The organism is Sphingomonas sp. Leaf21 (genome assembly GCF_916858675.1).
Taxonomy (GTDB): Bacteria; Pseudomonadota; Alphaproteobacteria; order Sphingomonadales; family Sphingomonadaceae; genus Sphingomonas.
The window spans coordinates 24,305-35,934 of record NZ_CAKASM010000020.1 but is presented as its reverse complement, the minus strand read 5'-3'; the positions used below and the strand labels follow the sequence as shown (position 1 = coordinate 35,934).

Genomic DNA, 11,630 nt, shown 5'->3' with positions numbered 1-11,630 from the left:
TCGTCCACGCGCCCTGCCCCATCGTCGTCACCCGATCAAGCCAGCGATATTCCGCCACACGCCCCAATTGCCAAGATCGTTGAACGTGACGAACAGCATCAGGGTCAAAATCGCGATCAAACCGCCGCGAAACGCCCATTCCTGCGCCGCCGGCTCCAGGGGACGTCGTCGCACCGCTTCGATCGCATAGAAGAGAAGATGACCGCCGTCCAACATCGGCACTGGCAACAGGTTGATGAACCCAAGATTGATGGAGACCAGCGCGACGAAGAACACGAAGGCGTCGAGGCCCAGTGACATCTGCTCGCCCGACACCTTGGCGATCGACAAAGGACCGCCCAGTTCCTTCACCGAGCGGCGGCCGGTGATGACCTGGCCCAGCGTCTCGACCATCATCCGCACGATCTCGCCGGTCCGCTCGACCGCGACGACCGGTGCCCGCAACAGGCCGACCGGCCGAAGGTCGACCGCGCCCGATCCCATCAGACCCAGTCGCCCGATGCGATAGCTGTTGCCGAATCGGTCGCGCTGTTCCTCGACGCCGATCACCGTCTTGGTCGTGAAGCGCTGGCCGCCACGCTCGGCGGCGATGGTCACCGTTTCGCCCGCGCGAATCTGCACATAGCGCGCGATGTCGGCAAAGTCGGTGACGTCGCGGTTGCCGATCGCGGTCACCCGGTCGCCGGGACGAAGCGTCGTCGAAGCAGCCGCGCTGCCCGGCACGATCTGGCCCACCACCGGGGGGATCACCACTTCGCCATAAGCATAGGCGAAACCGGCGAGGATCAGGATCGCGGCGAAGAAGTTGATCGCCGGGCCCGCCGCGACGATGATCGCGCGCTGCCAGACCGGCTTGGCCTGGAAGGTGCGGGCGCGCTCCTCTGGCGGCAGCGCGAGCCAGGCGGCGTCGGGCTGTCCGGCGGGGTTCATGTCGCCCGCGAACTTCACATAGCCGCCCAGCGGCAGCCAGCCGATCTTCCAACGCGTATCGCGCTTGTCGGTAAACCCGAATATCTCGCGACCGAATCCGATCGAGAACGTCTCGGCCTTCACCCCGAACCAGCGACCGGCGAGATAATGGCCCATCTCGTGAACGAACACGAGCGGACCGAGAGCGAGGACGAAGGCCAGGATAGTCAGCAACAGGCCGGGGGTTTCGATCAAACGACGCAATCCTCAACGCGCTCGGCCGCGATCACCCTCGTCTCCGCGTCGATCGCGATCACCGCGTCGAGCGATTCCGGCGGGGCCGGGTCGTAGCGATGGAGAACATGTTCGACGATTGCGGCAATTTCGAGGAAGCCGATGCGTCGTGCGAGAAAAGCTGCGACCGCGATCTCGTTCGCGGCGTTCAATATGGCGGGCGCCGCCCCCCCGGCTTCCAGTGCGGCACGCGCCAGCCTCAGCGCCGGAAAGCGCACCGGGTCGGGCGCGGCGAAGTCCAGCCGCCCCAGCGCCACCAGGTCGAGCGGCGCCATCGGCGTCGGCATCCGGTCCGGCCAGGCGAGGCAGTGCGCGATCGGCACACGCATGTCGGAGGGCCCGAGCTGCGCCAGCATCGATCCGTCGACATAATCGACCGCCGAATGGATGACCGATTGCGGGTGGATGACGATCTCGATCCGGTCGGAGGGAACGGGGAACAGCCGTGCCGCCTCGATCAGTTCGAGGCCCTTGTTCATCATCGTCGCCGAGTCGACGGAGATCTTCGCGCCCATCGACCAGTTGGGATGCGCCACCGCCTGTTCGGGCGTCACGCGGGCCATGTCCTCGGTGGTCGATTCGCGGAAGGGCCCGCCGCTCGCCGTCAGGACGATCCGCCGCACCCGCTCGGGCCGGGCGAAGTCGAAACATTGGTAGATCGCGTTGTGCTCGCTGTCGGCCGGGAGCAGCGTCGCGCCCGCCTTCGCCGCCGCCGCCAACACCACTTCGCCGGCCGACACCAGCGGCTCCTTGTTGGCGAGGACCACGGTGCCGCCATTGGCGATCGCCGCCATGGCGGGCTCCAGCCCCGCACAGCCGACGATCGCGCCCATCGTCCAGTCGGCATGCAGCGCCGCCGCCTCGATCACCGCCGCGCGCCCGCCCGCGACCCGCGTCTCGGTCCCCGCCAGCGCCGCGCGCAGGTCGGGAAGGCAGCGTTCGTCGGCGACCACCGCCAGTTCGGCATTGGTCCGCCGTGCGGCGGCGGCCAGCTTGGCGACGTCGCAATTGGCGGTAAGCGCCCGCACCCGGTAGCGATCGGGCTCACGCTCGATCAGGTCGAGGGTCGAGGTGCCGACCGAACCCGTGGCCCCCAGAATCGTCACGCTACGCATCAGAACAGGCCCGGTACGAAGATCAGGAAGGCCGCGACCGGCGCGACGGGCACGATGCCGTCCAGCCGGTCCATCACGCCGCCATGGCCGGGCAGCACGTTGCCGCTGTCCTTCACGCCCGCCCGGCGCTTCATCCAGCTTTCGAACAGGTCGCCCATCTGCGCCAGCACCGCCAGGAACGGCGTCGCGACGACCAGCAGCAGCGGCAATCCATGGGCCCAGTGCATCACGATCGCGAGCAGCGTCGCCGCGACGACGCCGCCGATCAGCCCCGACCATGTCTTGGCCGGGCTGATCGTCGGGGCGAGCTTCGGGCCGCCAAACTGCCGCCCGACGAAGAACGCCCCGCTATCGCATGCCCAGACCAGCGCCATCGCCCAGAGCGACAGCGCCAGGCCATCGTCGTGCAGCCGGATCGCCAGCAACGAGAAGACGGGCAGCCCGACATAGAGTGCACCCGCGCCATAATCGGGGCGACGCGAGATGATGGTCAGGAAGAAGAAGACCCCCGCGATCAACCCGAGCGCGAAGAAGCCCGGCCCCGCCGCCAGTCCCGGCGCCATGATCGCGAGCGGAACCGACAGCGAGAATTGCGCCAGCCGCTTGCGCTGGCGGTCGACCTTGAGCAGGTCGGACCACTCGGCCATCATGAACAGCGCGACGACGACCGCCAGCAGCCAGAAGGCCAAGCCACCCAGGGCCAGGCAGAGGCTCGCCACCGCGATCATCACGATGCTGGCGAGCACCCGCTTGGTCAGGTTGGACATGCTCTTGACCGGGGCCGCTTCGGGCGCCCCGGTCGCCGGGAGTTCAGGATCGGTCACAGGCCGCCGAAACGCCTGTGCCGTCGGCCGAATTCCGCGACCGCATCGGCAAGCGCCGCTTCGTCGAAATCGGGCCAGAGCGTATCGACGAACAGCAGTTCGGCATAGGCAGCCTGCCACAGCAGGAAATTGGACAGCCGCTGCTCGCCCGAGGTACGGATCACCAGATCGAGCGGCGGCAGGCCGTTGGTCTGCAACTCGCCCTCGATGGCGTCCGGCGTGATCGCATCCGCCGCCATCTCGCCCGCGGCGACCTTCAGCGCCAGCCGCCGGGTCGCCTCGACCAGCTCGGCCTGCGCGCCGTAGTTCAATGCGATCGCCAGGATCGGGCCGGTGTTCTGCGACGTCCGCGCGACCGCGTCGTCGATCATCGCGACCAGATCGGTGGGGAAGCGGTGATAGTCGCCGATCACCCGAAGACGGACATTGTCCGACACCAGCTCGGCCAGGTCCTTGCGCAGGAATATGCGCAGCAGGCCCATCAGGTCGCTGATCTCGGTCTCGGGACGCCGCCAGTTCTCCGAGGAGAAGGCATAGAGCGTCAGCGCCTCGATCCCCAGCGCCCGTGCCGCGCGCGCGATGCGGCGCACGGCGTCGACCCCGGCCTTGTGACCGGCGAAGCGGGGCAGCAGACGGCGTTTGGCCCAGCGGCCATTGCCGTCCATGATGATCGCGACGTGACGCGGGACCGCACCCGTATCGGGCACGGCCACCAGCGACCCCAGAGCCGTCTGGGCCGAGGCGGCCGGAGGACTCACTTGCCCAGGATTTCCTTTTCCTTGGCCGCCGCCGCCGCGTCCAGATCGGCGATCGTCGCGTCGGTCAGCTTCTGCACCTCGGTCTCGTGACGCTTGCGCTCGTCTTCGCCGAACAAGCCCTTCTTTTCGTCGGTCTTGAGGCTGTCCATGCCGTCGCGGCGCACGTTGCGCACCGCGATGCGCGCGCTCTCGGCATATTTGTTGGCCAGCTTGGCCAGTTCCTTGCGGCGCTCCTCGGTCAGGTCGGGGATCGGCAGGCGAAGCGTCTGGCCGTCATTGATCGGGTTCAGGCCCAGCCCGGCCGAACGGATCGCCTTTTCGACCGACGAAACGTTCGACTTGTCCCACACCTGCACCGACAACATGCGCGGTTCGGGTGCGGAGACGGTGGCGACCTGGTTCAGCGGCATATGGCTGCCATAGACCTCGACGGTGACCGGATCGAGAAGCGCCGTCGAGGCGCGGCCGGTACGCAGGCCGTTCAGATCATGCTTCAGCGATTCGACCGCGCCCTGCATACGGCGCTCGAGGTCGGACTTGTCATAGGCTGCCATGAATTACGCTCCTTGATTCTGGACGATCGTCGACACGCCCTCGCCGCCTAGCACGGCGCCGAAATTGCCATGTTCGCGGATGTTGAAGACGACGATCGGGATATTGTTGTCGCGGCACAGCGCGATGGCCGAGGCGTCCATGACTTTCAGGTCGTCGGACAACACCTTGGAATAGCTGACGGTATCGTAGCGGGTGGCGGTCGGCACCTTTTTCGGGTCGGCGTCGTACACGCCATCGACGCTGGTGCCCTTGAACAGCGCGTCGCACTTCATCTCCGCCGCACGCAGCGCCGCGCCGCTGTCGGTGGTGAAGAAGGGCGATCCGACGCCCGCCGCGAAGATCACGACGCGACCCTTTTCCAGATGCCGTTCCGCGCGACGGCGGATGAACGGCTCGCACACGCTCGCCATCGGGATCGCCGACTGGACGCGGGTGTCGACGCCGATCTGCTCCAGCGCGTTCTGGACCGCGAGCGCGTTCATGACCGTCGCCAGCATCCCTATATAGTCGGCGGTCGCCCGCTCGAACCCCTTGGCCGCCGCCGACAGGCCACGGAAGATGTTGCCGCCGCCGACCACGATGCACAGTTCGTAACCCTTGGCACGGACGTCCGCGATCTCCTGCGCGACACGCGCGGTGATCTCCGGCGAGATCGCCAGCCCCCCCTCGCCCATCAGGACTTCGCCCGAAAGTTTCAACAGGATACGTTTGAAGCGCGGGCTCGTCATCGGTTCTCGGATCTTGGTCATGGAAGTGGCGCGGACCTTAGGCGGCGACCGGGCCACGGGCAACCACGCAGCGGCAGGTCGCGGGGATTTTCATGGGCAAGCCAATTCCCCCCTGATCTTGTTCGGGGAGGGGGACCATCGCGCCAGCGATGGCGGAGGGGCGAGACGGACCGGCCATGCCCCTCCCCCACGCCCTGCGGGCGCGGTCCCCCTCCCCATCTGACGATGGGGAGGATTTGGCGACACCCCAAACGCAAAGGAAGCGGCCACCTCTCGGCAGCCGCTCCCATTTCGATCACCGTCCCACCACGGGACGATGCTCGGCCTTACGCCTTCTGCGGAACACCCGAAGCCGCAGCCACTTCGGCCGCGAAGTCCGACGCTTCCTTCTCGATACCCTCGCCCAGCTGGAAGCGGACATAGTCCACCAGCTTGATCTCGGCACCGGCGTCCTTGCCGGCCTTCGCCACGACGTCGCTGATCTTGGTCTTGCCGTCGATCACGAACAGCTGGCTGACCAGCGCGTGCTCCTTGCGGTACTTGGCGATCGAGCCTTCGACCATCTTGGCGATGATGTCGGCGGGCTTGCCCGACTCGGCGGCCTTCTCGGTCGCGATCGCGCGCTCACGCTCGATCTCGGCCTCGTCCAGGTCTTCCTCGTTCAGCGCCTTGGGGAAGGCGGCGGCGATGTGCATCGCGAGCTGACGGCCGAGTGCCTGCAACGTCTCGTCGGCGGCTTCCGACTCCAGCGCGACCAGCACGCCGATCTTGCCCATGCCGGGCGCCTGCTGGTTGTGGACGTAGGACACGACGGCGCCCTTCGACACTTCCAGACGCTTGGCGCGGCGCAGCGACTGGTTCTCACCGATCGTCGCGACATTGTTGGTCAGCACTTCGGCGACGGTGCCGCCCTGCGGCATCGCCTGGTTCTTCAACGCCTCGATGTCGTCACCCGACTTCAGCGCGATCGCGGTCACGTCGCGGACGAACGCCTGGAACTGGTCGTTCTTGGCGACGAAATCGGTTTCCGAGTTCACTTCGACGGCGGCGCCGACGGTGCCGTTGGTGGCCACGCCGACCAGGCCCTCAGCGGCGGTACGGCTCGACTTCTTCTGCGCGGCCGCGAGGCCCTTGGTGCGCAGCCAGTCCAGCGCGGCGTCCATGTCGCCATTCGCCTCGGCCAGCGCCTTCTTGCAGTCCATCATGCCCGCGCCGCTCTTTTCGCGCAGGTCCTTGACCATCGCTGCGGTGATATCGGCCATTGTATGATTCCTCTGTCTGAAAAGGGGGATGCGGGTAGGGCCGCCCCATCGGAGGCGGCCCTTAGCACGGCTTGCATGTCAAGCCGATGTCACCGACCGAAGGGCTGCCCCGTCCGGTCGATGATCGCCCCGCCCGCACCGCGGGGCATGTTCACGCGATTACGCGTCGATCTGGCGCTCGGCCTCGACAGCCTGCTCGGCCGTCTCGGTCGGCGCGACGGTCAGCGCTTCCTCGACGGGCGGCTCGGCCATCGCACCGAAGTCGGTGCCGCTGCGGCGCTGCTGCTCGTTGTTGCCACGGGTCGCGGCGATCGCCACGGCTTCGCAGTACAGGCGGATCGCGCGGCTGGCGTCGTCATTCGCCGGAACCGGGAAAGCGATGCCGTCGGGCGAGACGTTCGAATCGAGGATCGCGACGACCGGGATACCCAGCGTGTTGGCTTCCTTGATCGCCAGCTCTTCCTTGTTCGCGTCGATCACGAACATCACGTCCGGAACGCCGCCCATGTCGCGGATGCCGCCGAGCGACAGCTCGAGCTTGTCGCGCTCGCGGGTCAGGTTGAGCACTTCCTTCTTGGTCAGGCCGTGCGTGTCGCCCGAGAGCTGCTCTTCCAGGGTCTTGAGGCGCTTGATCGAGTTGGAGATCGTCTTCCAGTTGGTGAGCATACCGCCCAGCCAGCGATGGTTGACGAAATGCTGGCCCGCGCGGCGAGCGGCCTCGGCGACCGGCTCCTGCGCCTGGCGCTTCGTGCCAACGAACAGGACCTTGCCACCGCCAGCGACGGTCGAGCTGATGAACTCCAGAGCGCGCGCGAAGAGCGGCACGGTCTGCGACAGGTCGAGGATGTGGACGCCGTTGCGGTCGCCAAAGATGTAGGGCTTCATCTTCGGGTTCCAGCGGTGGGTCTGGTGGCCGAAGTGCGCGCCGGTCTCGACCAGCTGCTGCATGGTGACGACGGGTGCCGCCATAAGTAATTCCTTCCGGTTAGTCCTCTGGGAAGCGGATGACGCGGCGGGCGAAGCCCATGCGCACCAGAATATGATGCTTCCCATGCGGTGTTGAGGGGCGGGCGCTTAGCCCAGCGATCGACGGAAGGCAAGCCCGCTGACGCGTTCGCTTTTGTTCCAAACCCACTTGACGATAGAACATCAGCGGAACATAAAGGGCTCACAACAGAGAACGCCGCTTGATTGCGACGAGTCGAGGGCGAAACGTCGCGAATTTGGCACGACTCGACATGCTGTCACGGTGGCAGCGACGGAACTGATCAAATTTTTCAATGGTTACGGTTTGGTTAATGGGCCGAACCGCAACATTCGGCAGGAGGCGGGCATCATGATGATCGTGGTGAGTGTTCTGATTTTTACGGGCGCCTTGGTCGCCGCCATCGCTACGATCGCGATGATGATCGCGCCGCAATGGCGCCGCATCGTGCATCTGGCCACTGGCCATACCGAAGCCGCCTTCACCCCGCTGGCGACGCTGGTCGTCGCCGAGCGTCGCATCGCCGTCAGGCGCTGGGCGGCGGGTTCGCCGGTCCCCGCGCCGCTGGCACGCCGCCGCGCTGCCGCTTGAGCCGGGCATAGGCGAGCATCGTGAACGGGATGCTGCCGAGATAGACGAGGCACAGGGCGGTCAGGGCATGCCAGGGTGCCGAGATCAGCGCCACGCCGACCAGGACGATGATCGCCAGGGCCTCGAACCGCACGTTGCGGCGAAGGCGGAACGAGGTCCAGGACAGGGTGGCCACGCTGGAAACCATCAGCAGGGCGACGAAAGCGACCCAGGGCGCCACGAGATAGGGTGAACCGAAGATCGGCTCGCCCGTCCAGAACCAAAGATAGAGCGGCAACATGGCAAGCCCTGCCCCGGCGGGCGCGGGCACGCCGGTGAAGAAGCCCGCCGTCTTGCGCGGTTGGTCGGTCACATCGAGCTGCGAATTGAACCGTGCCAGCCGAAGCGCGCAAAACACTGCCTGGAGCACCGCGCAGATCCACCCGATACGCGGCAGATTTTCGAGAGACCAGAGGTACAGGATCAGCGCGGGTGCGACACCGAACGAGATGGCATCGGACAGCGAGTCCAGCTCCGCCCCGAACCGGCTTTCGCCACGCAACAGCCGCGCGATCCGGCCGTCCAGACCATCGAGGACCGCCGCGACCATGATCATTGTCACCGCCGCCTCCCAGGATCCGGCAATGGCGAACTTGACGCCCGTCAGGCCCGACACCAGCGCCAGCGCGGTTACCGCATTGGGCACGATGGCGCGCAAGGGGAGCCCCCGGGGGGGCTGGCCGTCGGCGGTGGCGCGACGCGCGAAGCGGGGGGAAATGGCCATTTTGCCGAAGGCTTACTGGGCGACACCGACCATCGGCTTGCCGCCGACGCGGCCCAGCACCGTCTCACCCGCGACCGAACGCTGGCCCAGGCAGACCTGCGGCGTGACGTCGTCGGGCAGATAGACGTCGACCCGGCTACCGAAACGGATCAGGCCGACGCGCTGGCCCGCCGCGACCATGTCTCCGGGCTTGACGAAACCGACGATTCGCCGTGCGACGAGCCCTGCGATCTGGGTGAAGCCGATCTTGCGGCCATCGCGCCCCTCGACCACGAAATGCTGGCGCTCATTCTCGTCCGACGCCTTGTCGAGATCGGCGTTCAGGAACTTGCCCGAGATATAGACGACCTGGCGGATGACGCCCGCGACCGGCGTGCGGTTGATGTGCACGTCGAAGACCGACATGAAGATCGACACGCGGACCAGCGGCGCCTCGCCCAGTTCGCCGACCAGTTCGCGCGGGATGGGAACGCGCTGGATCATGGTGACCAGGCCATCGGCGGGCGCGACGATCAGGTCGTCACCCTGCGGCGTGGTACGGATGGGATCGCGGAAGAAGGCCGCGATCCAGATACACAGGCCGACGAACGGCCAGAACAGCACCTTGGTGACGAGCGTCGCGAGCAGGGTCAGGCCCGCCCCGATCAGCACATATTTGCGCCCTTCGGGATGGACGGCGGGAAAGCGCCACTTGACGGTGGTGGTCGCGACGGGAGGCTTTTCGAGCGAAGGCATTAGGCCTGTCTACCTGTCCACCGGCCATCGTACAATCTTTTCGGTTCGCCCCGGTCCCTACCATGGTCGCCAGCGGTGGTTGATCCGCCGCGCCCCCTCCCCTAGACGCGGGTCAAACCTGCCTAATCTGAAGGATGCGCATATGGCGAAGATCAAGGTAAATACGCCCATCGTGGAGATCGACGGCGACGAGATGACCCGGATCATCTGGGAATGGATTCGCGAACGCCTGATCAAGCCGTATCTCGACATCGACCTCGCCTATTACGACCTGTCGGTCGAGAACCGCGACGCGACCAGCGACCAGGTGACCATCGACAGCGCGCACGCCACGCAGAAGTACGGCGTCGCGATCAAGTGCGCGACGATCACCCCCGACGAGCAGCGCGTCGAGGAATTCGGCCTGAAGAAGATGTGGAAGTCGCCCAACGGCACGATCCGCAACATCCTGGGCGGCGTGGTGTTCCGCGAGCCGATCGTGATCAAGAACGTCCCCCGCCTCGTCCCCGGCTGGACCCACCCGATCGTCGTCGGCCGTCACGCGTTCGGCGACCAGTATAAGGCGACCGACTTCAAGGTGCCCGGCAAGGGCAAGCTGACCATGAAGTGGGAAGGCGAGAATGGCGAGACGATCGAGGAGGAGGTGTTCAACTTCCCCAGCGCCGGCGTCGCCATGGGCATGTACAATCTCGACGATTCGATCCGCGACTTCGCGCGCGCGTCGATGAACTATGGCCTCAATCGCGGCTGGCCGGTGTATCTGTCGACCAAGAACACGATCCTGAAGGCCTATGACGGCCGCTTCAAGGACATCTTCCAGGAGGTGTTCGACACCGAATTCGCCGAGCCGTTCAAGGCGGCGGGCATCGAGTATCAGCATCGCCTGATCGACGACATGGTCGCCTCGGCGCTCAAGTGGCACGGCGAATTCGTCTGGGCCTGCAAGAACTATGACGGCGACGTGCAGTCGGACACGGTTGCACAGGGTTTCGGCTCACTGGGCCTGATGACCTCGGTGCTGATGACCCCGGACGGCAAGACGATCGAGGCGGAGGCCGCGCACGGCACCGTCACCCGTCACTATCGCCAGCACCAGCAGGGCAAGGCGACCTCGACCAACCCGATCGCGTCGATCTTCGCCTGGACCGGCGGCCTCAAGTATCGCGGCAAGTTCGACAACACGCCCGACGTGGTCCGCTTCGCCGAGACGCTCGAGAAGGTCTGCATCCAGACCGTCGAGAACGGCCAGATGACCAAGGACCTCGCCATCCTGATCGGCCCGGATCAGCCTTGGATGACCACCGAGCAGTTCTTCGAGGCGATCCGCGTGAACCTCGAAACCGCGATGGGCAACTGGCAGTAATCCTGCCGCTAGTCGTGAGAAAGGGGCTCGGAGGCATTGTCTCCGGGCCCCTTCTTCGTTCCCGACGATCCGTTCGACCGCCTCCCCCCAATGCGCGCCCCTCCCCCCGTCCAGCCCGAGCGAAGTCGAAGGCCAGGCGATTCGCTTGCCTTACGGAACCGGGAGAGGTTTCGCGCAGCCCTGGGCTTCGCTCGGGCTGAACGGAATACGGGCGGCGGACCGGAAACCGCCTATTCGCGCCCCTCGCGCTCCAGATAGGCGATTACATCCGCGCGGGCGAGCGGATCGGGCAGCCCCGGAAAGGTCATCTTCGTCCCCGGCGCGAAGCGCTGCGGCGAGGTCAGCCAGCGGTTCATCGTCGCGCGGTCCCATCGCCCGCCGACCTTCATCAGTGCGGCGGTATAGCCGAAGCGATCGCTGCCCCCCGCGACCGGCTTGCCGATGATGCCGTGCAGATTGGGCCCGGCGCGATCCAGCTCACCCTTGCCGATCGTATGGCACGCCAGACACTGGCCAAAGGTCCGCGCCCCCGCGTCGGCATCGGCCACACGCATCAGCGCGTCCAGCGTGGGGTTCGGCCCCGCCCGCTTCAACCGATCGGCACGACCATCGTCGCCGCAGGCCGCCAGTGCGAGCAGTGGCAGGAGGAGTATGGCGAAGGACGAGCGACGTTCGGTCATCGCCGCCCCCTAGTGCCAGCCGCGTCCGGCCGTCAGTGGACCGATCGTCCCATCGGCGATTAATCCGA

13 protein-coding genes are annotated in these 11,630 nt (G+C 66.3%); 2 read left to right on the top strand and 11 right to left on the bottom strand.

What is annotated here, in order from left to right; translation table 11 throughout:
* Positions 1–27: 27 nt before the first annotated feature.
* From rseP to rpsB, 8 genes are all read right to left on the bottom strand, one after another.
* Positions 28–1,164, bottom strand: coding sequence for an RIP metalloprotease RseP (gene rseP / locus LRP66_RS13810; RefSeq protein ID WP_230483179.1), 1,137 nt, complete (start codon positions 1,162–1,164; stop codon positions 28–30).
* Positions 1,161–2,318 carry a 1-deoxy-D-xylulose-5-phosphate reductoisomerase gene (locus tag LRP66_RS13805; RefSeq protein ID WP_230483178.1) on the bottom strand — a complete coding sequence of 386 codons (1,158 nt, stop codon included), beginning with the start codon at positions 2,316–2,318 and terminating at the stop codon, positions 1,161–1,163. The genes rseP and LRP66_RS13805 overlap by 4 nt, the downstream gene beginning before the upstream one ends.
* Positions 2,318–3,085: a phosphatidate cytidylyltransferase gene (locus LRP66_RS13800; protein ID WP_230483203.1), complete on the bottom strand. Its 768-nt coding sequence runs from the start codon at positions 3,083–3,085 to the stop codon at positions 2,318–2,320. The genes LRP66_RS13805 and LRP66_RS13800 overlap by 1 nt, the downstream gene beginning before the upstream one ends.
* Positions 3,086–3,138: 53 nt before the next feature.
* Positions 3,139–3,855: an isoprenyl transferase gene (locus LRP66_RS13795; RefSeq protein ID WP_268992462.1), complete on the bottom strand. Its 717-nt coding sequence runs from the start codon at positions 3,853–3,855 to the stop codon at positions 3,139–3,141.
* 41 nt (positions 3,856–3,896) lie between these two features.
* Positions 3,897–4,454 carry a ribosome recycling factor gene (gene frr, locus LRP66_RS13790; protein ID WP_230483177.1) on the bottom strand — a complete coding sequence of 186 codons (558 nt, stop codon included), beginning with the start codon at positions 4,452–4,454 and terminating at the stop codon, positions 3,897–3,899.
* Between the two features lie 3 nt (positions 4,455–4,457).
* Positions 4,458–5,183 (bottom strand): UMP kinase, encoded by a 726-nt coding sequence (gene pyrH / locus LRP66_RS13785; protein WP_230483201.1) that lies wholly within the window; start codon positions 5,181–5,183, stop codon positions 4,458–4,460.
* Positions 5,184–5,509: 326 nt separating this feature from the next.
* On the bottom strand, positions 5,510–6,445 hold the full coding sequence (tsf, locus tag LRP66_RS13780) for a translation elongation factor Ts (protein WP_230483176.1): 936 nt from the start codon (positions 6,443–6,445) through the stop codon (positions 5,510–5,512).
* A gap of 159 nt (positions 6,446–6,604) precedes the next feature.
* Positions 6,605–7,414 carry a 30S ribosomal protein S2 gene (rpsB, locus tag LRP66_RS13775; RefSeq protein WP_230483175.1) on the bottom strand — a complete coding sequence of 270 codons (810 nt, stop codon included), beginning with the start codon at positions 7,412–7,414 and terminating at the stop codon, positions 6,605–6,607.
* Between the two features lie 280 nt (positions 7,415–7,694).
* On the opposite strand from rpsB, the gene LRP66_RS13770 reads away from it, so the two are divergent.
* Positions 7,695–8,021, top strand: coding sequence for a hypothetical protein (locus LRP66_RS13770; RefSeq protein ID WP_230483174.1), 327 nt, complete (start codon positions 7,695–7,697; stop codon positions 8,019–8,021).
* Here LRP66_RS13770 and pssA read toward each other — a convergent pair.
* On the bottom strand, positions 7,957–8,784 hold the full coding sequence (pssA, locus tag LRP66_RS13765) for a CDP-diacylglycerol--serine O-phosphatidyltransferase (protein WP_230483173.1): 828 nt from the start codon (positions 8,782–8,784) through the stop codon (positions 7,957–7,959). The genes LRP66_RS13770 and pssA overlap by 65 nt on opposite strands.
* 12 nt (positions 8,785–8,796) lie before the next feature.
* Positions 8,797–9,519, bottom strand: a complete 723-nt coding sequence (locus LRP66_RS13760; protein WP_230483172.1) for a phosphatidylserine decarboxylase — start codon at positions 9,517–9,519, stop codon at positions 8,797–8,799.
* Between the two features lie 142 nt (positions 9,520–9,661).
* Here LRP66_RS13760 and LRP66_RS13755 point away from each other — a divergent pair, with 142 nt between their 5' ends.
* Positions 9,662–10,882, top strand: coding sequence for an NADP-dependent isocitrate dehydrogenase (locus tag LRP66_RS13755; protein ID WP_230483171.1), 1,221 nt, complete (start codon positions 9,662–9,664; stop codon positions 10,880–10,882).
* Between the two features lie 230 nt (positions 10,883–11,112).
* Here the strand turns inward: LRP66_RS13755 and LRP66_RS13750 are convergent, their stop codons facing one another.
* Positions 11,113–11,562, bottom strand: a complete 450-nt coding sequence (locus tag LRP66_RS13750) for a c-type cytochrome (protein WP_230483170.1) — start codon at positions 11,560–11,562, stop codon at positions 11,113–11,115.
* Positions 11,563–11,630 lie beyond the last annotated feature (68 nt).

Coding starts and splice junctions, on each gene's coding strand:
- LRP66_RS13805 (WP_230483178.1), bottom strand. CDS start 2,318: ATGCGTAGCGTGACGATTCTGGGGGCCACGGGTTCGGTCGGCACCTCG.
- LRP66_RS13800 (WP_230483203.1), bottom strand. CDS start 3,085: ATGTCCAACCTGACCAAGCGGGTGCTCGCCAGCATCGTGATGATCGCG.
- frr (WP_230483177.1), bottom strand. CDS start 4,454: ATGGCAGCCTATGACAAGTCCGACCTCGAGCGCCGTATGCAGGGCGCG.
- pyrH (WP_230483201.1), bottom strand. CDS start 5,183: ATGACGAGCCCGCGCTTCAAACGTATCCTGTTGAAACTTTCGGGCGAA.
- tsf (WP_230483176.1), bottom strand. CDS start 6,445: ATGGCCGATATCACCGCAGCGATGGTCAAGGACCTGCGCGAAAAGAGC.
- rpsB (WP_230483175.1), bottom strand. CDS start 7,414: ATGGCGGCACCCGTCGTCACCATGCAGCAGCTGGTCGAGACCGGCGCG.
- pssA (WP_230483173.1), bottom strand. CDS start 8,784: ATGGCCATTTCCCCCCGCTTCGCGCGTCGCGCCACCGCCGACGGCCAG.
- LRP66_RS13760 (WP_230483172.1), bottom strand. CDS start 9,519: ATGCCTTCGCTCGAAAAGCCTCCCGTCGCGACCACCACCGTCAAGTGG.
- LRP66_RS13755 (WP_230483171.1), top strand. CDS start 9,662: ATGGCGAAGATCAAGGTAAATACGCCCATCGTGGAGATCGACGGCGAC.
- LRP66_RS13750 (WP_230483170.1), bottom strand. CDS start 11,562: ATGACCGAACGTCGCTCGTCCTTCGCCATACTCCTCCTGCCACTGCTC.